A 22,262-nucleotide genomic window follows, 5' to 3' on the forward strand; every position below is an offset into this window, starting at 1 on the left:
CCCTTTTCGGATAGCTGATGCGCGCGCCTGCCGTCGCGAAGATGACCAACGCGGACTCGTCGGCGCGGATGCTCAAGAGCACCGTGGCGACGCTCGGCTGTGCGTTCCTGCTGGTCTTGTCCGCCCTGGCCGCCGTCGTGTTCGCGATCACCAGCGACGCCAACAAGCTCGAGGCGATGCGCCAGCGCGACCGCATCGAGGCGGCGATCGACAGCCAGCTCAAGCTGCGCCGCTTGCGGCTCGACAGCCTCGCGGCAAGCGGGGAATTGCAGGCCGCCCTCTCCGCAAGCGATGATCCGCTCTCGGCGCTCCAATCCGCTTTCACGCGCCTCAGCACGCGCTTCCTGGAATTCGACGGCGCTTATATCGTGACCGGCACTGGCCGGGTTCTCGCTGGTGTCGAATCCGGCGTGCAGGCCGGCCAGACCGGCTATAATGGGCTCAAGCATTTCAGCCCGCGCATTCCCGGAGGCTCGGCTGCCGCGACTGAGCCTGCGACGAACCTGGCTGAACCGACGGTCAGCTTCATCATTCATGACGGCCAAGAGGCCATCGTCGTCCTGGTCGCCGATCTCGCGGCGGCGGCCACGCCCGCGGTCTCCCCCTGGCCCGGCAGTTTGAAGCTCGTCGGCTACCGACGCTTGACCAGCGCGGTGCTGCACGACATCGCCGATCGCTACCGCGTCGCCGATGTCCGCCTGACCGGGCGGATGCCTGAGGATCCGGTGTCGCGCCGTCAGGTTCTGGCCCCCGACGGCGCCGTCAAGGCCTGGTTGGCCTGGACGCCCGAACGCCCAGGCGACGCCATGCTGCGTCAGTTCTTCTGGGGCTTCGTCGCGGTCGGCCTGCTCTTCGCGGCGATCTTCGCCTATGTCATCCAGAGGTTGCGCGGCGCCGCAAGCCAGGTCGCGCTCAGGGAACGCCAGATCCAGCGCCTCGCCGGACAGGACGAGCTCTCGCTGCTGCCGAACCGGCGGACCTTCGACCTCAGGCTCGATCAGGAACTGGCGCAGCTCAACCGTTCGGGGGCCAGCCTGGCGGTCATGCTGCTCGACCTCGACCGCTTCAAGGCGGTCAACGACACCTATGGCCACACCGCCGGCGACGAGCTGATCCGCCAGGTCGCAGACAGGCTTCTTGGCATCATGCGGCTGGGCGACACTGTGGCGCGGCTTGGCGGCGACGAATTCGGCATTATCCAGACCAATATCCATGATCCGGCCGGCTGCGCCGCCCTGGGCGAACGCATTCTCGAGGCCCTGACCAAGCCCTTCACCATCTTCGGGGTGGAAACCTCGATCGGCTGCTCGATCGGCATCGCGCTCGCGCCACAGGATGGCAGCGACCGCGGCTTGCTGCTCCGGCTCGCCGACACCGCGCTCTACCAATCCAAGAACGAAGGCCGGAACCGCTATTCCTTCTTCGAAGAGCACATGAACCGCTCGCTGCAGCTCAAGCGCATGGTCGAGGAGGACCTGCGCAAGGCGATCACCGACGACCAGCTTGTGCTACACTACCAGCCGCAGGTCTCGATCGACGGCCTGTCGATCATCGGCGTCGAGGCCCTGGTGCGCTGGCCGCATCCGGAGCACGGCCTGGTGCCGCCCTCCGAATTCGTCGGTATCGCCGAGGAGCGCGGCCTGATCGTGCCCCTGAGCGACTGGGTGCTGCGGCGCGCCTGCACGGAAGCCCTGCGCTGGGAGGGCGTCAAGCTTGCGGTCAACGTCTCGCCGATCCAGTTCCGCCACAAGGACTTCGTCGCCAACGTCATCGCCATTCTGGAAGAGACCGGCTTCGATCCCGCGCGTCTCGAACTGGAGTTGACAGAGGGCGTCGTCGTCGAGGACGCCGACGCGGCGGAGGCCGCGATGATGGATCTGCGCAGCCACGGGGTCGGCCTCGCGCTGGACGATTTCGGCACCGGCTATTCGAGCCTGATCTATCTACGTCGCTTCGCCTTCGACAAGATCAAGATCGATCGCTCCTTCCTCGAATACATGGAGACGACCGGCGAATCGGCGATCCTGGTCCATTCGATCGCCCATCTCGGTCGTGCGCTCGGCCTGCGCGTCTGCGCCGAGGGCGTCGAGACGGTCGAGCAGCACCGCTTCCTGCAGGCTATCGGCTGCCACGAATTGCAGGGCTTCCTGTTCTCGAAGGCCGTCTCGGCGGACGAGATCGATCGGCTCCTGGCGCAGGACGCACCTTTCGCCGCCCGCCTCGCAGCGGCTTGATCCGGCTCTCGAGCGTTTTCGAGCGAAGTGGACACCGGTTCCCCCGCTACAAACGCGAAGCGTTTGCGCGGAGAAAACGCGTTAAAACAAAAAGCTAGAACAATTGAACGATCCAGTTGGATCGGAAAATGCTCTAGAACAGCCCGGAGAGACCGCTGACGATCGCATAGGCGAAGCCGGCGCTGAGGATCAGCCCGCCCACTCCGATGACGGCGCCGGCGATGATGAACAACCCGTCGCGCTCGACGAGGCCCAGGCCGACCAGGCAGACGGCGAGCCCAAGCGGGATCTGACCGATGAAGGGCGCCGCGACGACGAGACCCAGCGCCAGCACGAGGATGATCAGCCCGAGCACCGGGGTCGCCAAGGCGCTGCCCAGGACGGTGAGGCGGGGCCGCGAAAAGCGCTCGAGCCGCGTCAATACCGGCACGGCGCGCGCCACGGCGCGGCTGAGCTCGGGCTTACCGACGCTCTTGCCGAGCACGGCCTGCGGCAGCCACGGCATGGCGCGGCCGGTCAGCATCTGCACCGCGACGAAGGCGAGCACCAGGCCGCAGACCAGCGGGATCGGCGGCGGCATCGGCAGGCAGTTCGGCAAGCCGAGCAGGACCACGAGCAGCGCGTAGGTCCGGTCCTTGAGCGCGGACATGATCGTAGCGACCCCGATGCGCTCTCCAGGCAGGGCGGCGAGCGCCGTCAGTAGTCCGGAAGTGCGCAATGGATATGACAATAGGACAAGGCCGGGCCGGGTCGGGAGCAGCGGCCTAGCATGCGCAGGCCCCGCGCAACAAGCGCGGCGACGCCGAGGGCAGGATGCAAAAAAGTGGGTACCGGCCCTTTGCCCGCTGCCTGGGCGCTCAGGCTAGAGCAGGAAGCGAAAAAGTGGGCACCGGTTTTTCGCGTCGATCCTGCTCTAACTCTTTGATGAGAGCCTTCAATGCAGCGTCAGCACACCGTTGACGCTGATGATTTCGGCCGGACGGATCAGGCGCGAATGCGCCACTGTGACCGAATGAAGCGGGCCTTCCAGCTCCCGCTTCCAGAAATCGAGAAAGTCGTGCAACTGCGGGAAACGCGGAGCGAGATCATATTGCTGCCAGATATAGGTCTGCAGCAATTTCGGGTGATCGGGCATACGGTAGAGGATCGTCGCCGTCGTCAATCCGTATCCCGCCAACTGCCGGATGAAGTCCGCTGAAGCCATTGCCATCTCCCTTCGCCACGTCACGATGAAAGTTGAGCCGGTTAGATATAGGGTGCGCCCGTGTGGTTAACAAAAGCTTGCAAGCCTCCTGCCAAGCATCTGCAGTCAGGGCATGCATCCGGCCATGCGTTTGACCGCGCTCACCACGTGTCTCTGCGCGCCTTCCGCCATGGCCGAGGACGAATTCGGCATGCGCCAGCCAGCTTCGCTGAGGCTGTTCGGCTGGCTCGAGATGGAGCTCGCCAGGAGCTTCGCCTCAGTCGGCATGAAGCGCGCCTTCGGCGAGTGCGAACTCGGCTATGGCGGCCTCCGCAGCATGGCCCACAAGCTGGAAGAGCAGATGCTGGTCGGCTATGAATGGCGTCCCATCTGGCTCATTCCGGCCATCATGAATTCTGGGTTTGGCACTACGGGCCGTCCCGGAATGACGCTGCCGATCCAGATCAAGCCATCGCCCTACCCGACCAGCGCCCGCAACGCCTCCGGCGTATCGACGTCGAGTGCGATCGCTGGATCATCCAGCTGCACCTCGGCGACGGCCTCGCCGGCCTCGTCGAGCAGACGCCTGGCGCCCTGATCGCCGGTCAAGCGCGCCACCGCCGGGAACAGTGCCCGGGCGAGCAGCACGGGATTGCCGCGCTGGCCGAGCAGTGTTGGGACCACCGCGAGCGCATCCGGCCTGTCGGCGAAGACTTCTGCCAGCCTATCGATCACCTGCGCGGTCACATTGGGCATGTCGCCGAGCGAAACCACGACGCCTGGCGCCGAAGCCGGCAATGTGGCAAGCCCCGCCTTCACAGAACTGGCAAGGCCGCTGGCGAAATCGGGATTATGGACAAGGCGAATATCGAGGCCGGCCAGCGCGGCGGCGACCTCCTTCTGCTGATGCCCCGTCACCACCAGGACAGGCCCGGCCTTTGAGGCCAGTTGCGCCTCGACGGCATGGCGCACCAGCGGCTTGCCGCGTACGGCCTGCAGCAGCTTGTTGGCCTCGCCCATCCGGGTCGAGCGGCCGGCCGCGAGCACCATGCCGGCGACCGGCGCGGCCTCGGCATGGCCCGGAGCCCGTGGCTGCGGGCGGGAGACGATCTCCATCAGGAGGCCGCCGACGCCCATCGCCTGTATATCGGCCTTGCGGACGGGAATGCCGGCGAGACAGCGCTGCAGCACCCAGTCGAAGCCGTTCTCCTTGGGCGAACGGGCACAGCCGGGCGCGCCGATCACCGGCTTGCCGGCGAGTTCGCCGATCAGCAACAGATTCCCAGGGTCGACCGGCATGCCGAGATGCTCGATCCGCCCACCGGCCGCAAGCAGCGCCTGCGGGATCACATCGCGCCGATCGGTGATGGCCGAGGCCCCGAAGACGACGAGGATGTCGGCCGGCCCCGCCGCCATCTTCGCAAGCGCTTGCGCCAATGGCGTAGCCTCATGTGGCACGCGCCTGTCGGCGGACAGGTTCGCGCCGGCCGGCGCGAGCCGGTCAACCATGATCCGCAGGGTCTTCTCGATGACCGAGGGCTTGAGGCCAGGCAGGAGCGTCGAGATCACCCCGACCGAGACCGGCCGATAGGCTGCGACCGAGATCGGCGCGCCGGAGACGGCCGCCAGCGCCCCGTCGACCAGGCTTCCGGCCAGGCCATAGGGGATGATCTTGACCGTGCCGACCATCTCGCCCGCGACGACAGACTTCATCGCCGGCAAGGTCGCGGCAGTGATCGCCTCGTCGATGCGGTTGAAGCGGTCGATCGCCGCGACATCGATCGTCAGCACGCCTGCTGCGGTCGCGAACAGATTGACGCGGCCGGTGAAGGGCGCCTCGGTGACAATGCCCTGCCCGGCCAGCGCAGCGGCCAGCTTCGCCGCCGCCGCATTCTCGTCGATATCGCCCGGCTCCAGCCTGACGGCGACGAGCTCGGTCAAGCCGGCGGCGGCAAGCCTGACGGCATCCTCAGCGCTGATCGTCGCACCCTTCCTGACGATGACGTCGCCGGCGCGGACGGTATGCGCGGCGATGCAGCCTGCGGCCTCGGTGATGGCGACGGGTCCGAATTTCATCTGGGTTGTAGCTCAGACCGGTTTGCGGCGCGGGCCGCGCAAGCTGCTGACGATTTCGGCCAGGATCGCGACCGCGATCTCGGCCGGAGACACCGCGCCGATGTCGAGCCCGATCGGCGCATGGATGCGCCCGGTCGCGGCCTCGTCGAAGCCCGCAGCCGCCAGCCGCTCGATGCGCCGGGCATGCGTCTTCCGGCTGCCGAGCGCGCCGATATAAAAGCAGTCCGAGCGCAAGGCAGCCTCGAGGCCGGGATCGTCGATCTTGGGATCATGCGTCAGCGCGACGAAGGCCGTGTAGCTATCGAGCCCGATCGTCGCGATCGCCTCATCCGGCCACTCGGTCAGCAGGCGCACATCGGGAAAGCGCTCAGGTGTGGCGAAGGCGGTGCGCGGGTCGATGATCACGAGGTCGAGGTCGAGCAGCCTCGCCATCGGCGCCATCGCCTGCGAGACATGGACGGCGCCGGTGATGACGATGCGCGGATGCGGCGCCTGCACGGTCAGGAAATGCTGCGCACCCTCGACCTCGACCATGGCGCTCTTGGCCATGCGCAATTGCTTGTCGAGCACCTCCGCCAGCGGATCGGCAGCGATCTCGCCCGCCTTGACCAGCCGCTGTGCACCGCTTTCGATCGTGGTGACGAGCACGCTCGCCCGTCGCGCAGCGCGCTCGGCATTGAGCGCAGACAGGATCGAAAGTTCCATCGCGTCAGCCCTTGTCGGTCGCGAGCTTCAGCCCCAGCCCGATCATCATCGAGCCGCCGAGCCAGCGCCCGAAGGCGAATCCGGCCCGCGTTTGCTTCATCGTCCTGATAACGGCGGACGCCCCCAGGACCGTGACGAAATCGGCCGAGGAGAAGGCGAAATTGACGATCGCGCCGAGCATCAGGAACTGGGCCCAGACCGGCAGGGAGCCGGCCGGATCGACGAATTGCGGCAGGAGCGCGATGAAGAACAGCGCGACCTTGGGGTTCAGCACTTCGACGATGAAGCTGTCGATCAAGGCGCGCTTGACCGTCTTGGCTGGCGTCGCGGGAGCGTCGCCCTGGGTTAGCTTGGCGCGGATCATACCGATGCCAAGCCAGACGAGATAGAACGCGCCCGCAAGCTTCACCACGACATAAAGCTCCGGCACATGCTTGAACACCGCCGACAGGCCGAAGGCGGCGGCAAAGACATGCAGATAGCAGCCGAGATGGATGCCGAGCATCGCCATGAAGCCGGCACGGCGGCCATGCGAGATCGTCTGCGCCGCCGTATAGAGCAGCGCCGGGCCCGGGAAATAGGCGACCAGGATGGTCAGCGTCGCAAAGGCGACGAGGGTTTCCCAGGAGGCCATCAGTTCACCTTTTCCACATAGACCCGAATCCGCCCGCCGCAGGAGAGCCCGACCTTCCAGGCGGTCTCGTCGGCAACGCCGAATTCGAGCGTGCGGGCTTTGCCATCGCCGATGACCTCGGCCGCCTCCTCCACGACCGCCCCCTCGACGCAACCGCCCGAGACCGAACCCTGGAAATTGCCCTCGTCATCGATGACGAGATGCGAGCCGACGGGGCGCGGGGCCGAGCCCCAGGTTTCGATCACGGTGGCAAGCGCAACGCCACGGCCCGACTTGGCCCAGGCTTCGGCGAGGCTGAGGATGTCTGTGTCGGTGCTGATCATGGGATGACCTTCGATCGCTATGACTTCAGATGTTTCCCGCCAGTGCGGCGTGGCAGCTTGAAAATCCTCACCGATATCATGCCTCACCCGGCCTTCTTCAACCACTGGCGCGGATCGCTCTTCCGGTCTGCATCCGGCGACAGCGCCGCGCAGAGATCGGTCATCGCCGCGAGATTGTGGATCGGCCGGAAACTGTCGACATGGGGCAGCATCGCGCGGATGCCGCTGGCGCGCGCCTCGAAGGCCTCGAAGCGCAGCAGCGGGTTGAGCCAGACGAGCTGGCGGCAGGAGCGGTGCAGGCGGTCCATTTCGAAGGAGAGCTCCCCGTCGAGGTGCCGCTCCAACCCGTCGGTGAAGAGCAGAACAACCGCCCCGCCTGCCAGAACCCGGCGCGACCAGATCCGGTTGAACGTATGCAGCGCCGTCGAGATGCGCGTACCGCCTTCCCAGTCGGGCGCAGCGCGTCCCGCCAGGGCCAGCGCATCGTCGGGGTCGCGGGCGCGCAAGCTGCGCGTGACATTGGTCAGCCTTGTGCCGAAAACGAAGGAATGCACGCGGTGGCGCTTCTCGGTGAGCGCATGCAGGAAATGCAGGAAGATGCGCGAATACTCCGCCATCGAGCCCGAGATATCGACCAGCGCGACGACAGGCGGATGCACCTCGGCGCGCTCGCGGAACGCCAGATCGATCGAACCGCCGCCGCCCCGCAGGGAGCGGCGAAAGGTCCGGCGCGGGTCGATGCGCGCACCCTGATGCGCCGCTTGGAAGCGCCGTGTCGGCACCCTGTCGTCAGGCAGGCGCAGCCCCGCAATCAGCTGTTTGGCGCGCGCGATCTCGGCCGCGCTCATCTGGGCGAAATCGCGCGATCTCAATGTCTCGCGATCGGAAACGGTCATCTGCGCGCTGAGTTCGGTCAGCTCTCGCGGCGGCTCGTCATCCTCTCGTTTGGGCGGAGCGAAGGCCTCCGCCACCCGCAGCGCGCCAGCCTCCTCCTTCTGCGGCGTGCTGTCGCCCCCAGGCGAGACGGGCGACATCTGCGCCATCAATTTCTCGATCAGCGCCCGCCTGCGCCAGAACAGCCCAAACGCCTGATCGTAGACGACGCTGTCCTCATGCTTCTTCACGAAGATCGCATGCAGCGCCCAATAGACGTCGTCGCGCTCGCCGAGCGCCCCTTCGGCCAGCGCCTCGACCGCCTCGACCACCGCACCGGGGCCGACGGGCACGCCGGCGATGCGCAGCGCTCGGGCGAAATAGGCGACGTTTTCGGGGAGCTTGCCAGTCATCGGTGAGCCGCGACCGTCATGTTCGGGCTTGTCCCGAGCATCCACGTCTTCGCTTCCACCGGTATCAACGTCGCAAGGCGTGCATGGTCGGCACAACGTCGACCATGACGGAAAGTGTCGGTGCTCACTCCCGCACCTCGGTCATGAACACCTTCTGCACGACCTGCCATTTGCTATCGACCTTCAGAAAGGACAGCAGGTCGGTGAAATAGCGCGGCGGCATCTGGCATTTGACCTTCACAAGCGCCAGCGTCGGCCCGACCAGATCGATGGTCAGAATATGGTCGCCGCGCGCCAGGCCGGCGGCTTTCGGGGAGGGCCGGCTGCGCACCCCCTCCAGCCACTGGTCGCGCGGCAGGATCTTGATCGCGCCATCCTCCTGCGCCGAGGTCAGCGCGCTGGTCGGATGGAAGACATGGGAGAGCTTGTCGACATCGCCCTCATAAAGCCCGTTGAGATAGGTCCAGGTCGCCGCCTCGATAGCCTTGAGATCATTGTACATGGTGTCCCTCCTCTCCCGTCATGGTCTGGCTTGCCCCGACCATCCGCGCTTGCGACGTGTCGGCCGGGTTGAACGAAGGCGTGGATGGTCGACACAAGGTCGACCATGACGGCTGAGCCCCAGCCTAGCCTCGCGCTTCCGCCTTCACCTGATCCAGCAGCTCCTTCACCTTCGAGCCCTGCATCGCCTGGATATCGTCCTGGTATTTCAGCAGCGCGCCCAGCGTGTCGGAGACCAGCGCGGGATCGAGCGCGACCGCGTCGAGCTCCACCAAAGCGCTCGCCCAGTCGAGCGTCTCGGCGACGCCGGGCGCCTTGAACAATTCCTCCTTGCGGATCGCCTGCACGAAGGAGACGACCTGCTTCGCCAGCTTGGCGGGAGCGCCTGGTGCGCGCGCCTTGAGGATGGCGAGCTCGCGCACGGCATCGGGGTAGCCGACCCAGTGATAGAGGCAGCGCCGCTTCAGCGCGTCATGGATCTCGCGAGTGCGGTTCGAGGTCAGGATCACGATCGGCGGCTCGGTAGCTTTGATCGTGCCGAGCTCGGGAATCGTCACCTGCGCATCCGCCAGAACTTCGAGCAGAAAGGCCTCGAAAGCCTCGTCGGTGCGGTCGAGCTCATCGATCAGCAGGATCGGCGCGCCACCCTCCTGTGGCTCCAGCGCCTGCAAGAGCGGACGCTTGACCAGGTATTTCTCTGAGAAGATATCAGCCTCGAGCCGGTCGCGATCGCCGCTCGCACCGCCCGCCTCGGCCAGCCTTATCGCCATCATCTGGCCGGCATAGTTCCATTCATAGACGGCCGAGGCGAGGTCGAGCCCCTCATAGCATTGCAGCCGGATCAGCTTGCGCCCCAAAGCAGCCGAGAGCACTTTCGCGATCTCGGTCTTGCCGGTGCCGGCCTCGCCTTCCAGCAGCAGCGGCCGCTTCATCCTGAGCGCCAGGAACAGCACGGTCGCAAGCGAGCGGTCGGCGACATAGCCCTGCGCTTGCAGGAGGGACAGCGTCGCATCGATGGAGACAGGAAGAGCGGTGGGCATGACAACTCGCGTCATGCTCGGGCTTGCCCCGAGCATCTCTTGGGAATGAACCACCAGCTAGGCTTGGCGGGAAGGCCCGGGTCAAGCCCGGGCATGACGCGGCAGGCTTGCGCGCAGCGCCCTACTTCCCCGTCGCGCGCGCCACGGCTTCCTTCGCCATCACGCCGATCAGATGCGCGCGGTATTCGGCATCGGCATGCATGTCGGCATTGATGCCCTTGGCCGAAGCCTTGACGCCATCGAGCGATTTCGCGGTGAAGCGCGTCTTCAGAGCAGCCTCGGCCTCGGGCCAGCGGAAGACACCGCCCTCGCCCGCGCCCGTGACCGCGACGCAGACATCGGAGCCACGCTTGGCGACGAAGACGCCGACCAGCGCATAGCGCGAGGCCGGATTGCGGAATTTCGCATAAGCCGCCTTGGAAGCCAGCGGGAAGACGATCTTGGTGATGATCTCGCCCTCCTCCAGCGCCGTCTCGTAAAGGCCGGTGAAGAACGCGTCCGCCCCGATCTTGCGCTTGTTGGTGACGATCGTCGCCCCCAGTGCGAGGCAGGCTGCGGGATAGTCCGCCGCAGGGTCATTGTTGGCGACCGAACCGCCGATCGTGCCGCGATTGCGCACATGCGGGTCGCCGATATGCGAGGCGAGATAGGCCAGGCCCGGAATGGCCTCCTGCACGAGTGGCGAGGCCGCGACCTCGGCATGGGTCGTCATCGCGCCGATCACGACAGTGCGGCCCTTGCGCTCGATGCCCTTGAGATCGGCGCAGCCGCCGAGATCGACGAGTGCTCCCGGCGAAGCGAGACGCTGCTTCATCGTCGGCAGCAGCGTGTGCCCGCCGGCGAGCAATTTGGCGTCCTCCTTCTTGGCGATGAGACCGGCGGCCTGGCGCGCCGTGGCCGGGCGATGGAAGGTGAAGGCGTACATGGGCATGATCCCTTTCGAAACGTCGCAGGCGCTGGACAAGCGGATGACGGCCACATGCCGTCATCCGCCCTCTCGATGCTTACTCGGCAGCCATTCTCTTGATGCTCTTCTGCGCCGCGCGCCAGACCGCCTGGGGCGTCGCCGGCATGGCGATGTCCTCATGGCCGAGCGCGTCGGTGATGGCGTTGATCACGGCGGGCGGGGCGGCGATGGCCCCGGCCTCGCCGCAGCCCTTGATGCCGAGCGGGTTGGACGGGCATGGCGTCACCGTCATGCCGACATCGAAGGATGGCAGATCGCCAGCGCGCGGCATGCAGTAATCCATGAAGCTCGCGGTCACGAGCTGCCCGTCACTGTTGTACTTCGCCCCTTCCAGCAGCGCTTGGCCGACACCCTGGGCGATGCCGCCATGGACCTGCCCCTCGACGATCATCGGGTTGATGACATTGCCGAAATCATCCACCGCCGCCCAGCGCTCGATATGGGTCGTGCCGGTGGCGGGGTCGATCTCAAGCTCGCAGATATGGACGCCGGCCGGGAATGTGAAGTTGGTCGGGTCATAGAACGCCCCCTCCTTCAGCCCGGGCTCGAGATCCTGCCCGTTGAACTTGTGCGCGACATAGGCCTGCAGCGCGCAGGAACCGAAATCGAGCGTCTTGTCCGTGCCCTTCACCTTGAAGTGCCCATCCGCGAAGTCGATGTCGGCCTCGTCGGCCTCCAGCACATAGGCCGCAACCTTCTTGCCCTTGGCGATGACCTTATCGACGGCCCTGAAGATCGCCGACATGCCGACCGCGCCGGAGCGCGAACCATAGGTCCCCATGCCCATCTGCACCTTGTCGGTGTCGCCATGGACGATCGAGACGTTCTCGATCGGGATGCCGAGCTTGTCGGAGACCAACTGGGCGAAGGTCGTCTCATGGCCCTGGCCATGGCTGTGAGAGCCGGTCAAAACCTCGACGGTACCGATCGGATTGACCCTGACCTCCGCCGATTCCCACAGGCCGACGCCTGCACCCAGCGACCCCACCGCGGCCGACGGCGCAATGCCGCAAGCCTCGATATAGGAGGAGAAGCCGATGCCGCGCAGCTTGCCGTTGCGGGCCGAGTCGCGCTTGCGCTTGCCGATGCCCTTGTAGTCGATGATCTCCAGCGCCTTCTTCATCGCCGCGCCGTAATTGCCGGCGTCGTACATCATGATCACCGGCGTCTGGTGCGGGAACTTCTTGATGTAGTTCTGCATCCGGAATTTTGCCGGATCCTTGCCGAGTTCGCGCGCCGCGACCTCGACCAGGCGCTCGACCACAAAGGTCGCCTCCGGCCGCCCCGCCCCGCGATAGGCGTCAACCGGAGCGGTGTTGGTGTAGACCGCATCGACCTCGGCATAGATCGCCGGGATGTCGTAGGAGCCCGAGAGCAGCGGCGCATAGAGATAGGTCGGCACCGAAGAGGAGAAGGTCGAGAGATAGGCGCCAAGATTGGCCGTCGTCTTGACGCGGAGCGCCGTGATCTTGCCCTCGGCGTCGGTCGCGAGCTCGGCATGGGTGACATGGTCGCGGCCATGCGCGTCGGAGAGGAAGGCCTCGGAACGGTCCGACGTCCATTTCACCGGCCGGCCGACCTTCTTGGCCGCCCAGACGCAGACCGTCTCCTCGGCATAGATGAAGATCTTTGAGCCAAAGCCGCCGCCGACATCGGGCGCGATCACGCGCAGCTTGTTCTCCGGCGCGATGCCGATGAAGGCCGAGAGCACGAGACGGGCGACATGGGGGTTCTGGCTCGTGGTGTAGAGCGTGAATGCCCCCTCACCCTGATCATAATCGCCGACGGCCGCGCGCGGCTCCATCGGGTTGGGCACCAGCCGATTGTTGACGATGTCGAGCTTCGTCACATGCTTGGCCGCCTTGAAGGCCTTCTCTGTCTCGTCCTTGTTGCCGAGATGCCAGTTGAACACCGTGTTGTCGGGCGCCTCCGCATGGACGACGGTCTTGGCCTTGGCGGCGCTTGCGGTGTCGACCACCGCCGGCAGCACGCCGTAATCGACGACGATCGCCTCCGACGCGTCGCGCGCCTGCGCCAGCGTCTCGGCGACGATCACGCAGACGTGGTCGCCGACATAGCGGACCTTGCCCTGGGCCAGGGCCGGATGGGCGCCGGCACGCATCGGCGAGCCATCCTTGTTGTGGATCATCCAGCCACAGATCAGCCCGCCGACCTTATCGGCCGTGAGATCGTCACCCGTGAAGATTCCAAGCACGCCGGGCATCTTGGCGGCGGCCTTGGTGTCGATCTTGTTGATGGTGGCGTGTGCGTGGGGCGACCGCAGAAAATAGGCGTGGGTCTGGCCCGGGCGATTGATGTCGTCGGTATAGCGGCCCTGGCCGGTGATGAAGCGGTGGTCTTCCTTGCGGCGGACCGAGGCGCCGATTCCGGTGGCGAAGCTTGATTGAGAAGACATTGGTGTTCCCTCCTCGCAGCGCGCCTCTGGCGGGCACGTCATGGCATGAGAAAAAACCCGCGCGGGATGGCGCGGGCGAAACGCCTTACTCCGCGGCCTGGCGCGGTGGATCCTTGCGATCCATGGCCTTGCCACCCATCGCTTCAGCCCCCGCGGCAATCGCCTTGACGATGTTGTGGTAGCCGGTGCAGCGGCAGATATTGCCGTCGAGATCCTCGCGGATCGTCTGCTCGTCGAGCGCATGGCCGCGCCGGTTCACGATATCGACGGCCGCCATGATCATGCCCGGCGTGCAATAGCCGCACTGAAGCCCGTGATGCTCGCGGAAAGCCTCCTGCATCGGATGCAGCGAGCCGTTGACCGCCAGCCCCTCGATCGTCGTCACGGAGGCCCCCTCGAGCGACAGCGCCAGCGTCGTGCAGGACTTGATCGCCTTGCCGTCGACATGGACGACGCAGGCGCCGCACTGGCTGGTGTCGCAACCGACATGCGTGCCCGTCAGGCGCAGATTCTCGCGCAGGAACTGGACGAGCAAGGTACGGGGATCGATTGTGCCGGTGACGGCTTTGCCGTTCACCGTCATCGAAACGGTGGCCATGGGGCATTCCTCCTGTGACCCGGGTCTGGCGCCCGGCTAAGACATCTCGAAGCCGTAGCGTGTTCCCCCCTCGCGCAATCGCGATCGGCGAAGGGCAGCTTTTCCTTGGAATAGCTCGAAACCGAATGTGGACCCACGTTTTTGCGCGGTCAAGCCAGGGGCGCCCAGGCAAGGCAGGCTGTTTTGTACCGTTTCGCGGCGATTCATCGCGTTCGACGGGAACTCGGCCGGAATTTGCCAGACCACGTAGCCGAGACCACGTGCCTATGGCCCATTGCCGGAATTTTAACCGGGACCACTCACCGTGAGCTGGCTCGTTGGAGCGCTTTTGCCGGCGGCGCGGGGGCCGATCTTGACATCGATTTCCGAACAGGTCGCACGTCGCCTGCGCTCAACAGGCTACGGCGAGCAAAAGCGCACCACGCTGCGGGGCTATCGCAAGCACGTCGACCTCGTCATCGAAGACATCGTCGCCAAGGCCTTCGCCTATGGTCGCCAGATCCATCCCGGGCTGAAAGACAGCATCACACCGCTAACCGAGAACCTCTATGAGATCTCGGAGCAGCATTTCAGGCTGATTTTTGAAGGTGATTTCGACGAGCGCTACCACAAGTCCATGGAGCGCATGTGTATGCTGGAGCGCGCCGTCAAGGTCGGCACCCGTTCCCGCGTGTCGATCGCGGGAGCCCTTTTCAGAGCGATCGCGACAAAGCCGCGCCTAACCTCTCTACTGTTTCCCAGCCGTTTCGCGAGAGACATGGAGATCATCGAGAACGTCCTGGTTATGGACATCAATACCGCGATCACGCTGGATCATGCCCTCGAGGCTGCGGAAGCCAAGCATCGCCGCGACGCGCTCGACACCGCCGCGCATATGCTGAAATCACGGATCGGCACGCTCGATTCGACGATCAGTGGCGCCGTCGAGCAGTTCGTCGGAGCCACAGACGAGACCACGAGCGCGACAGCCTTCATCCGGACACAGGTTCTCGATGTCACGCGCGCCGCCGAAACGATGAGAGACCGCGCCCGCCAGACGGCCGCCGCGACCGAAGAGATGTCGGCCAATATCGGCGAGATCGGACATCGCGCCCGCCAAAGCGTCGCCATCGCCACCCGCGCCGTCGGCGACGCGGAGGCGATGAACAACGCGATCATGCAATTGCGTGAATCGACCGCCAGCATCGGCTCAGTTCTCGGCCTGATCGCAGACATCGCCGCGCAGACCAATCTGCTCGCTCTCAACGCCACGATCGAGGCCGCCCGAGCGGGGGAAGCCGGGCGCGGTTTCGCCGTCGTTGCCTCGGAGGTGAAGTCACTGGCGACGCAGACAGCCAATGCGACGCAGGAGATCTCTCGCCAGATCACCGAATTCTCGGCAAACGCTGCGGCGTGCGGCCAGCATGCCGCCTCGATCAGCACGACGATCGGCGAAATCCGGGGCGATTCCGAGGCGATATCCGACTCGGTCGCCCAGCAGAGCCTCGTCACCTCCGGCATAGCGCGCGACGCCTCGGACGTGGCCGGGTGTTCGGATGACACGATCGCCAGCGCCCAAGCCGTCGGCGACAGCCTGGAGACGACGACGAGGGCAATCGAACGTGCCACCCTCGTCGCTTCACAGATCGCACTTCAAGTCGGCGCGGCGGAGGCGACCGTCAGCGACGCGTTGACGGCGCTGAGACAGGTGTCCTGACGCGCTCGGCCTTTGCTGGCCATTCTGAGACAGAAGAACGCGATCAGCCCTCGCTGACCGCTCCGAGACGGAAGAACGCGTCAGCCTTCGCTGACCGCTTTGGCGAAATTCGCGAAAAACTCGTCGGCGAGCTTCTTCGAAACCGAATCGATCAACCTTGCACCGAGCTGCATCAGCTTGCCGCCGACCTGCGCCTCGACATCGTAGCGCAGCAGCGTCTGCCCGCCCTCGGCCTCGCTGAGCGCGACCTTGGCGCCGCCCTTGGCGAAGCCGGCGATGCCGCCCTCGCCCTCGCCCTGGATACGGTAGCCATTGGGCGGGTCTAGGTCGACGAGCTCGACCTTGCCCCGGAAGGTCGCCTTCACCGGCCCGAGCTTGACCTTCACGATCGCCGAGAAATGGGTGTCGTCGTCCTTGGTCAGCTGATCGCAGCCGGGAATGCAGGCCTTGAGCACCTCGGCATCGTTGAGTTTGGCCCAGACCACGTCCTTGGCTGCGGGCAAGGTGACCTCGCCATTCATCGTCATCGCCATGCCGCTACTCCCTCATTCCTAGATCAAGACGACCCCGCTGCTGTTGCAGCCGGCCATGCCTCGGGTCTATCCAAGGCTCGGGTTGGCTATCCATGAGCGGAAAGCCCCTCGCTACACAAGGGGACAAAAGTGAACAGCGCCCAAGGCCCGCACACCACGCCCCGGTCCTTCGACAGATGAGTGGCCCTCTCGGTCTGTACGGCGAATTGTTCGCCGATGCGCAAATGGCAGCGCTGCTCGACGACCGCGCGAGCTTACAAGCCATGCTCGACATGGAGGCTGCGCTGGCTCGCGCCCAGGTCGGCCTCGGCCTGATTCCCGACAGTGCCCTTGCCGGAATCACCGAGGCATGCCGGGCAGAACTCTACGACATTGCCGAGATCGGCCGCCAGACGAGCCTTGCCGGCAATCCGGCGATCCCGCTCGTCAAGGCGCTGACGGGCTTCGTCGCCGCCTCCGACGCCGACGCCGCGAAATGGGTGCATTTCGGCGCGACGAGCCAGGACGTCATCGATTCAGGCCGCTCGCTCCAGGTTGCGGCGGCAGCATGTTTGCTGAGGGACAGGCTGGCACGCCTGGCGACGGCGCTCGCCGGTCAGGCGGAACGCCATCGCTTGACGGTGATGCCGGGCCGCACCTTCCTGCAGCAGGCAGTACCGGTTTCCTTCGGCCTGAAGGCGGCGCAATGGCTTGGCGCGGTCTGCGACAGCGATCGCGCGCTCGCACCATACGGGCAGGCGCAGCTCCAGTTCGGCGGAGCGGCCGGGACCCTCGCAAGCCTCGGCGACAAGGGCGCGGCACTGGCGCTGGCGCTGGCCGCCACTGCGCCATTCGCCGGAAGCGACTGGCTTGCATCGCATACGGCGCGCGGGCGCATCGGCCGGCTCGGCAGCGAACTCGCGATCGCCACGACGACGCTGGGCAAGATCGCCCGCGACGTCGCTCTGATGATGCAAACCGAAACGGCCGAAGCCTTCGAACCCTCGGCGCCGGGCAAGGGCGGCTCCTCGACCATGCCGCACAAGCGCAACCCCGTGCTCTGCACCGCGATCCTGGCTTGCGCGGCGCGCGTGCCGGGCCTCGCCTCGACACTGATCGCGGCGGGCGTCCAGGAGCATGAGCGCGCTGTCGGCAATTGGCATGCCGAATGGGAGCCGCTCTTCGATCTGCTGCGGCTGACCGGCGCGGCGCTGAACCACGCCATCATGCTGGTCGAAGGGCTGGAGATCGACGCAACCCGGATGCGCGCCAATCTCGACCTCACTCATGGCCTCGTCATGGCGGAACGGGCGACCTTCGCTCTTGCTGCCTCGCTTGGGAAGGCTGAGGCGCATCACCGCGTCGAGGCGGCGACGAAGGTCGCGATCCGCGATCGGCGGCATTTGCGCGAGGTGCTGGCGCAGGACACCGTGATCGCCGCAAAGCTCGATACCGCGGCGCTCGACGCCATCTTCGACCCGGCCGGCTATCTCGGCGCCACGGAGGCAATGATCGACGCCCATCTGGCGCGCTACCGGGGCCAATTTATCTCATGACGGCTCTCACTGCCGAGGAACGCAGCATCGCCTCAGGCGCGCAAGGCGAAGGCGCCGCCATGGCGCTGCGCATCGTCGCCGAGGCCGCCCGCTTGATGGGCGCTCCGAGGCTGATCCCGGTCGCCTCGGCCCATATCGACGGCGCGCTCTATCATGGCGATTCCGGCACGCTCTTCGCCGAAAGCCTGGTCGCGGGCGGCGCCAGGGTCGCGGTGCGCGCCACCTTGAATGTCGGCGCGCTCGCGCCCGCCGGCTGCGCCGCTATCCGGCTGCCCGCGCATGAGCGCGACATGGCCGGGCGGATGATGCGCGCCTATGAGGCGATGGGCTGCGAGCCTTCCTGGACCTGCGCGCCCTATCAGGCGGGGCACCGCCCGGCTGTGGGCACGGATGTCGCCTGGGGCGAGTCCAACGCCGTCATCTTCTGCAATTCGGTGCTCGGCGCGCGCACCAACCGCTATGGCGATTTCCTCGACATTGCCTGCGCCATTGCCGGCTGCGCACCCGATTATGGCCTGCATCGGCCGGAGAACCGCATCGCCTCCCTGCTGATCGATGTCAGCGGCCTGTCGCGGGCCCTGCGCAGCTCGGACGTGTTCTATCCGGTGCTGGGTACCTATCTCGGCCGCGCCGCCGGCAGCGCGGTCGCGGTCATCGAAGGCTTGCAAGGCTGCACCAATGAGGACCGGCTGAAGGCGCTGGGCGCGGCCGCAGCCTCCGCCGGTGGCGTCGGGCTGTTCCATGTCGCGGGCGTGACGCCGGAAGCGCCCGACGCTGCGACCGCGCTCGGACATATGCCACCGCGCGAGCGCCTCATCCTGACCCCACAGGAGCTGCAGGCGACGCTGGCGCGGCTCTCGACCGCCGGCGCGACTGAGCGCATCGACGCCGTCGCGATCGGCTCGCCACATCTCTCCCTGGCCGAGATCGCGGAGGTCGAGCGGCTGCTCGCCGGCCGCAGGCTCGCCACGCCGCTCTATGCCAATACCGGCCGCCATGTGGTGGGTCCGCTCGCCACCAATGGCCGCCGTGCCGCGCTGGAAGCCGCCGGCGTGGTCTTCGTGGTCGATACCTGCGTCGTGGTCACGCCGATCCTGCCCGACATCGAGGGGGCGGTGCTGATGACCAATTCCGGCAAGTTCGCACATTATGCGCCAGGCAATACCGGCTATGCCGTGACCTATGGCTCGCTGTCGGAATGCGTCGAGAGCGCCGTCGCGGGCCACCTCGTCAGGGAGGCCCTGATATGGAGCTGATGGCTGAGATCCTGATCCCGGGCGAAGCGGTCTCCGCGCCATGCCTGGCGCTCACTGCCCCCATCAGCTTCTGGGGCGGCGTCGATCCCAAAACCGGCCTGATCATCGATGCGCGCCATCCGCAGCGCGGCGCGAGCATCGCCGGCACGGTGCTGGCGTTGCCGGGCACGATCGGCTCCTCCTCGGCTTCGGCCGTGCTGTTGGAGCTGGTCCATGCCGGCAAGGCTCCGGCCGCAATCCTGATGGACGCGCCCGACGCCATCCTGCTGCTCGGCATCATCGTTGCGCGCGAAATGGGCTGGCAAGCTCCGCCGGCGTTCCGGCTTCCAGCCGAGCGGCAGCAGGCTTTGGCCGGCCGGCGGCTGACGCTGTCCGCTCGTGGCGCGATCACGATCAACTGACAACACGCAACTGACAACACAAGAGAAACGCCATGCCGATCGAGATCATCAGGGGCGAGCCCTTCAACATCCGGATCGACGGCGCGGCCGACGCGCCCGTGCTGCTGCTCTCGAACTCGCTCGGCACCAATCTCGCGATGTGGGACCCGCAGATCCCGGAATGGTCGAAGGCCTTCCGTGTCGTGCGCTATGATTCACGCGGTCACGGCCAGTCGACAGCAGCCGACAAACCCTATTCGATCGCCATGCTCGGCGAGGACGCGCTGGCGATCCTCGATCATCTCGGCATCGCCAAGGCCCATTGGTGCGGCCTCTCCAAGGGCGGAATGGTCGGCCAATGGCTCGCGACCCATGCCGGCAAGCGCCTCGACCGGGTGGTGCTGGCCAATACCGGCGCCCGCATGGGCCCGCCCGATCTCTGGAACACCCGCATCAAATCCGTGCGCGCCAACGGCATGGCAGGACTGATCCAGCCGATACTGGAGCGCTGGTTCAGCCAGGAATTTCGCGAGCGCGACAGCGCGACCGTGGCCAAGGTCAGCGACATGCTCAGCACCACCCCGCCGCTCGGCTACGCCAATTGCTGCGCCGCGATCCGCGACATGGACCAGCGCGAGCCGATCCGCGCGATCACCAATCCGGTGCTGGTCGTCATCGGCAAGGTCGACCCCGCGACGCCGCCTGCCGCCGGGCACCTGATCGCCGATTCCATCCATGGCGCGCAGACGGTCGAGCTCGACGCCGCCCATCTCTCCAATCTCGAGCAGCCCGCCGCCTTCACCAAGGCCGTGCTCGACTTCCTGCAAGCTTGAGGTCAACCGCCATGGACGAGAAAACCCGTTACGACAACGGCATGAAGACCCGCCGGGCCGTGCTGAGCGACACCTATGTCGACAAGGCCAGCGCCGGCGTCACCGCCTTCAACGGCGAGTGGCAGGAGTTCATCACCCGCACCGCCTGGAACGACATCTGGAACCGGCCCGGCCTGCCGCGCCGGGAGCGCTCGATCATCGTGCTCTCGATCGCTTGTGCGCTGGGCGCCTGGGGCGAGTTCCGCATCCATGTCCGCGGTGCGCTCAACAACGGCATGACCAAGGACGAGATCAAGGAGGTGCTGATGCAAGCGGCGATCTATGCCGGCGTGCCCGCCGCCAACCACGCCTTCAAGGAAGCCGCCAGCGTCTTCGCCGAGATCGAGGCGGAAGCCGACAAGCCCTGAAGCCTCAGCAAGCCTTGAAGCGCGAGAGCGTTTTCGAGCGAAGCGGAAACCAGTTCCCTCGCGACAAACGCGAAGCGTTCGCGGGGAGAAAACGCGTTAAAACAAAGACCTAGACGGTCTCGAAGCCCCGGTCGCGATAGATCAGGCCGGCTCCTTGCCCCGCGCCGCCCAGCGCCAAGACCTCGCCGATGACGATGCGATGCGTCGCGACCTCCTGGATCGCGACGAGCCGGCAATCGAAGGCGGCGAGTGCCTCCTCCAGCACCGGCGCGCCGCTCACCAGCCGGCCCCAGCGCGCCGAGGCGAAACGCGCCTCGCCCTCGATGCGGCGGCGCCCGGCGAAAGTCTCGGCCAGGTCGGTGGCGCCGCCCGGCAATGTGTTGATGCAGAAGACGCCGTTGGCCGCGATCGCCGCCAGCGTCCGGCTGTTGCCCTCGATGCAGACCAGCACCGTCGGCGGCGCATCCGAGACCGAAGCGACGGCGGTCGCGGTCAAGCCGGCGCGGCCGTTCTGCCCTGCCGTCGTGACGATATGGGTCGGGCTGGCCAGCCGCGCCATGGCGTCGCGGAAGGCCCGCCCATCGGCCGCCGGCGTCAGGCGCGGCGCCGCCTCAGCGATCTTGGTCATTCACCCAGCCTGCTCGCATGAACCCTTGCCCACATGAACTCTTGCCCGTTGATGTAGGCGCACGCACCCGCGAAAGCCAGTTCGCGGAGCGACACACCGGCCCGTTCAATCATGAGCGGTCTTGGTGAAGACAACGTGTTCGAGACCCTCGAAATGGCGATCACGGATCAAGCAGCCGCCACTCCTGTCGAGCGCCGTGGCATAGGTGACCGCATCCGCCATGGCGAGTGGGCGAGTTCGATGCGGCTTCGGCAATCGAAATAGATATATCAGAGGCGCTCAACTGCGCCGGTATCACTCCGCCCCATGCCCTCAATCCCGCCCCAACGCGCCAAGCAGGCCGCGGCGGAAATGCAGCATCAGCGCATCGCTCGCGATCATCGCCGCGGCGGGGTCGGCCGTCGCGATCGCTTGCGCGAAGGCGACATGCAGATGCGCGGAGGGCACGAGGTCGTCCTGCCGCTCGAAATGATACCAGGCACGCCGCATCAGCGCCTGCAGCGGCTCGACGGCGCGCGTGGCATACGGGCTGCGCGCGGCAGCCGCCACCATGCCGTTGAGCTCCGTATCGATGCGCATGAAGGCGTTGACGTCGCCGGTCTCGGCCGCCGCGCGCATCGCCTTGGCCTGCTCGATGATGAGAATACGTTCGCGTGGGCTCGCCCGTTTGGCTGCATCACCCGCGATCAGTCGCTCCAGCACCTCGCGCGCATCGAGCGCTGCCATCACGTCGATGGCGTTGATGTCGGCTACGGCGACGCCCTTGCGCGGCAGAATCTCGACCAGCCCCTGCTGCGCCAGCCGGATCAGCGCCTCGCGCACCGGCGTGCGCCCGACGCCGACGAGATCGATCAACTGCGCCTCCGTCAGCACCGCGCCGGGACGCAGCGACAGGGTCACGATCGCTTCCTCGAGCCGGCGATAGGCTGTCTCGGACAGGCTGGGCGCCGCCGATGGCGGAAGCGAGGCGTGCGCCTCCTCATCCTCTCGGGCTTCGGAAGGCGGGCGCAGATTCATGCGTGCTCCGGCAG

22 protein-coding genes are annotated in these 22,262 nt (G+C 66.3%); 7 read left to right on the top strand and 15 right to left on the bottom strand.

The window, feature by feature from the left end; genetic code table 11:
• Positions 1-17 precede the first annotated feature (17 nt).
• Complete coding sequence (locus tag J2Y55_RS18705) at positions 18-2,234, top strand: putative bifunctional diguanylate cyclase/phosphodiesterase (protein WP_310156621.1); 2,217 nt, start codon at positions 18-20, stop codon at positions 2,232-2,234.
• Positions 2,235-2,367: 133 nt separating this feature from the next.
• Here the strand turns inward: J2Y55_RS18705 and J2Y55_RS18710 are convergent, their stop codons facing one another.
• The 12 genes from J2Y55_RS18710 to J2Y55_RS18765 all read right to left on the bottom strand — a co-directional run bounded on the left by J2Y55_RS18710 (position 2,368) and on the right by J2Y55_RS18765 (position 13,963).
• Positions 2,368-2,964, bottom strand: coding sequence for an exopolysaccharide biosynthesis protein (locus J2Y55_RS18710; protein WP_310156623.1), 597 nt, complete (start codon positions 2,962-2,964; stop codon positions 2,368-2,370).
• A gap of 204 nt (positions 2,965-3,168) precedes the next feature.
• On the bottom strand, positions 3,169-3,438 hold the full coding sequence (locus J2Y55_RS18715) for an usg protein (protein ID WP_310156625.1): 270 nt from the start codon (positions 3,436-3,438) through the stop codon (positions 3,169-3,171).
• Positions 3,439-3,894: 456 nt separating this feature from the next.
• Positions 3,895-5,493 carry an NTP transferase domain-containing protein gene (locus tag J2Y55_RS18720; RefSeq protein WP_310156627.1) on the bottom strand — a complete coding sequence of 533 codons (1,599 nt, stop codon included), beginning with the start codon at positions 5,491-5,493 and terminating at the stop codon, positions 3,895-3,897.
• Positions 5,494-5,505: 12 nt separating this feature from the next.
• Entirely contained in the window at positions 5,506-6,198 is a 693-nt protein-coding gene (locus J2Y55_RS18725; protein ID WP_310156628.1) for an XdhC family protein, read from the bottom strand.
• Between the two features lie 4 nt (positions 6,199-6,202).
• Positions 6,203-6,832 carry a LysE family translocator gene (locus J2Y55_RS18730; protein WP_310156630.1) on the bottom strand — a complete coding sequence of 210 codons (630 nt, stop codon included), beginning with the start codon at positions 6,830-6,832 and terminating at the stop codon, positions 6,203-6,205.
• A complete protein-coding gene (locus J2Y55_RS18735) occupies positions 6,832-7,155 on the bottom strand; it encodes an XdhC family protein (RefSeq protein ID WP_310156632.1) in 324 nt (107 codons plus the stop codon). The genes J2Y55_RS18730 and J2Y55_RS18735 overlap by 1 nt, the downstream gene beginning before the upstream one ends.
• 83 nt (positions 7,156-7,238) lie before the next feature.
• Positions 7,239-8,441: a vWA domain-containing protein gene (locus tag J2Y55_RS18740; RefSeq protein WP_310156634.1), complete on the bottom strand. Its 1,203-nt coding sequence runs from the start codon at positions 8,439-8,441 to the stop codon at positions 7,239-7,241.
• Between the two features lie 124 nt (positions 8,442-8,565).
• Complete coding sequence (locus tag J2Y55_RS18745; RefSeq protein WP_310156636.1) at positions 8,566-8,943, bottom strand: nuclear transport factor 2 family protein; 378 nt, start codon at positions 8,941-8,943, stop codon at positions 8,566-8,568.
• A gap of 124 nt (positions 8,944-9,067) precedes the next feature.
• The gene (locus tag J2Y55_RS18750) at positions 9,068-9,982 is read right to left on the bottom strand and encodes an AAA family ATPase (protein ID WP_310156637.1); all 915 of its coding nucleotides are present in this window, start codon (positions 9,980-9,982) and stop codon (positions 9,068-9,070) included.
• A 121-nt stretch (positions 9,983-10,103) separates the two neighbouring features.
• On the bottom strand, positions 10,104-10,907 hold the full coding sequence (locus J2Y55_RS18755) for an FAD binding domain-containing protein (protein ID WP_310156639.1): 804 nt from the start codon (positions 10,905-10,907) through the stop codon (positions 10,104-10,106).
• A gap of 79 nt (positions 10,908-10,986) precedes the next feature.
• Positions 10,987-13,365: a xanthine dehydrogenase family protein molybdopterin-binding subunit gene (locus J2Y55_RS18760; RefSeq protein ID WP_310156641.1), complete on the bottom strand. Its 2,379-nt coding sequence runs from the start codon at positions 13,363-13,365 to the stop codon at positions 10,987-10,989.
• Positions 13,366-13,450: 85 nt separating this feature from the next.
• Positions 13,451-13,963: a (2Fe-2S)-binding protein gene (locus tag J2Y55_RS18765; protein WP_069692280.1), complete on the bottom strand. Its 513-nt coding sequence runs from the start codon at positions 13,961-13,963 to the stop codon at positions 13,451-13,453.
• Positions 13,964-14,315: 352 nt separating this feature from the next.
• Here J2Y55_RS18765 and J2Y55_RS18770 point away from each other — a divergent pair, with 352 nt between their 5' ends.
• Positions 14,316-15,659: a methyl-accepting chemotaxis protein gene (locus J2Y55_RS18770; RefSeq protein ID WP_310156644.1), complete on the top strand. Its 1,344-nt coding sequence runs from the start codon at positions 14,316-14,318 to the stop codon at positions 15,657-15,659.
• A gap of 80 nt (positions 15,660-15,739) precedes the next feature.
• Here the strand turns inward: J2Y55_RS18770 and J2Y55_RS18775 are convergent, their stop codons facing one another.
• On the bottom strand, positions 15,740-16,192 hold the full coding sequence (locus J2Y55_RS18775; protein WP_310156646.1) for a CoxG family protein: 453 nt from the start codon (positions 16,190-16,192) through the stop codon (positions 15,740-15,742).
• Positions 16,193-16,368: 176 nt separating this feature from the next.
• Here J2Y55_RS18775 and pcaB point away from each other — a divergent pair, with 176 nt between their 5' ends.
• The 5 genes from pcaB to pcaC are packed head-to-tail and all read left to right on the top strand — an operon-like array spanning position 16,369 to position 20,603.
• Complete coding sequence (pcaB, locus tag J2Y55_RS18780; protein ID WP_310156648.1) at positions 16,369-17,727, top strand: 3-carboxy-cis,cis-muconate cycloisomerase; 1,359 nt, start codon at positions 16,369-16,371, stop codon at positions 17,725-17,727.
• Positions 17,724-18,983, top strand: coding sequence for an aconitase X (locus J2Y55_RS18785; protein WP_310156650.1), 1,260 nt, complete (start codon positions 17,724-17,726; stop codon positions 18,981-18,983). The genes pcaB and J2Y55_RS18785 overlap by 4 nt, the downstream gene beginning before the upstream one ends.
• Entirely contained in the window at positions 18,974-19,384 is a 411-nt protein-coding gene (locus J2Y55_RS18790; protein WP_310156653.1) for an aconitase X swivel domain-containing protein, read from the top strand. The genes J2Y55_RS18785 and J2Y55_RS18790 overlap by 10 nt, the downstream gene beginning before the upstream one ends.
• 32 nt (positions 19,385-19,416) lie before the next feature.
• Positions 19,417-20,196: a 3-oxoadipate enol-lactonase gene (gene pcaD, locus J2Y55_RS18795; RefSeq protein WP_310156655.1), complete on the top strand. Its 780-nt coding sequence runs from the start codon at positions 19,417-19,419 to the stop codon at positions 20,194-20,196.
• A gap of 11 nt (positions 20,197-20,207) precedes the next feature.
• Complete coding sequence (gene pcaC, locus J2Y55_RS18800; protein WP_310156658.1) at positions 20,208-20,603, top strand: 4-carboxymuconolactone decarboxylase; 396 nt, start codon at positions 20,208-20,210, stop codon at positions 20,601-20,603.
• Between the two features lie 109 nt (positions 20,604-20,712).
• On the opposite strand, the gene J2Y55_RS18805 is transcribed toward pcaC, so the two are convergent.
• Together J2Y55_RS18805 and J2Y55_RS18810 are read right to left on the bottom strand one after the other, a co-directional pair.
• On the bottom strand, positions 20,713-21,231 hold the full coding sequence (locus J2Y55_RS18805) for a flavin reductase family protein (RefSeq protein WP_310156660.1): 519 nt from the start codon (positions 21,229-21,231) through the stop codon (positions 20,713-20,715).
• 312 nt (positions 21,232-21,543) lie between these two features.
• The gene (locus J2Y55_RS18810; RefSeq protein ID WP_310156663.1) at positions 21,544-22,248 is read right to left on the bottom strand and encodes a GntR family transcriptional regulator; all 705 of its coding nucleotides are present in this window, start codon (positions 22,246-22,248) and stop codon (positions 21,544-21,546) included.
• Between the last annotated feature and the right edge of the window lie 14 nt (positions 22,249-22,262).

This window comes from Allobosea sp. BE125, assembly GCF_031456075.1.
GTDB lineage: Bacteria > Pseudomonadota > Alphaproteobacteria > Rhizobiales > Beijerinckiaceae > Allobosea.

Bases quoted from the DNA above. Each gene is read 5' to 3' on its own strand.
- J2Y55_RS18705 (WP_310156621.1), top strand. From the start codon at position 18: ATGCGCGCGCCTGCCGTCGCGAAGATGACCAACGCGGACTCGTCGGCG.
- J2Y55_RS18715 (WP_310156625.1), bottom strand. From the start codon at position 3,438: ATGGCTTCAGCGGACTTCATCCGGCAGTTGGCGGGATACGGATTGACG.
- J2Y55_RS18720 (WP_310156627.1), bottom strand. From the start codon at position 5,493: ATGAAATTCGGACCCGTCGCCATCACCGAGGCCGCAGGCTGCATCGCC.
- J2Y55_RS18725 (WP_310156628.1), bottom strand. From the start codon at position 6,198: ATGGAACTTTCGATCCTGTCTGCGCTCAATGCCGAGCGCGCTGCGCGA.
- J2Y55_RS18730 (WP_310156630.1), bottom strand. From the start codon at position 6,832: ATGGCCTCCTGGGAAACCCTCGTCGCCTTTGCGACGCTGACCATCCTG.
- J2Y55_RS18735 (WP_310156632.1), bottom strand. From the start codon at position 7,155: ATGATCAGCACCGACACAGACATCCTCAGCCTCGCCGAAGCCTGGGCC.
- J2Y55_RS18740 (WP_310156634.1), bottom strand. From the start codon at position 8,441: ATGACTGGCAAGCTCCCCGAAAACGTCGCCTATTTCGCCCGAGCGCTG.
- J2Y55_RS18745 (WP_310156636.1), bottom strand. From the start codon at position 8,943: ATGTACAATGATCTCAAGGCTATCGAGGCGGCGACCTGGACCTATCTC.
- J2Y55_RS18750 (WP_310156637.1), bottom strand. From the start codon at position 9,982: ATGCCCACCGCTCTTCCTGTCTCCATCGATGCGACGCTGTCCCTCCTG.
- J2Y55_RS18755 (WP_310156639.1), bottom strand. From the start codon at position 10,907: ATGTACGCCTTCACCTTCCATCGCCCGGCCACGGCGCGCCAGGCCGCC.
- J2Y55_RS18760 (WP_310156641.1), bottom strand. From the start codon at position 13,365: ATGTCTTCTCAATCAAGCTTCGCCACCGGAATCGGCGCCTCGGTCCGC.
- J2Y55_RS18765 (WP_069692280.1), bottom strand. From the start codon at position 13,963: ATGGCCACCGTTTCGATGACGGTGAACGGCAAAGCCGTCACCGGCACA.
- J2Y55_RS18775 (WP_310156646.1), bottom strand. From the start codon at position 16,192: ATGGCGATGACGATGAATGGCGAGGTCACCTTGCCCGCAGCCAAGGAC.
- pcaB (WP_310156648.1), top strand. From the start codon at position 16,369: ATGAGTGGCCCTCTCGGTCTGTACGGCGAATTGTTCGCCGATGCGCAA.
- J2Y55_RS18785 (WP_310156650.1), top strand. From the start codon at position 17,724: ATGACGGCTCTCACTGCCGAGGAACGCAGCATCGCCTCAGGCGCGCAA.
- J2Y55_RS18790 (WP_310156653.1), top strand. From the start codon at position 18,974: ATGGAGCTGATGGCTGAGATCCTGATCCCGGGCGAAGCGGTCTCCGCG.
- pcaD (WP_310156655.1), top strand. From the start codon at position 19,417: ATGCCGATCGAGATCATCAGGGGCGAGCCCTTCAACATCCGGATCGAC.
- pcaC (WP_310156658.1), top strand. From the start codon at position 20,208: ATGGACGAGAAAACCCGTTACGACAACGGCATGAAGACCCGCCGGGCC.
- J2Y55_RS18805 (WP_310156660.1), bottom strand. From the start codon at position 21,231: ATGACCAAGATCGCTGAGGCGGCGCCGCGCCTGACGCCGGCGGCCGAT.
- J2Y55_RS18810 (WP_310156663.1), bottom strand. From the start codon at position 22,248: ATGAATCTGCGCCCGCCTTCCGAAGCCCGAGAGGATGAGGAGGCGCAC.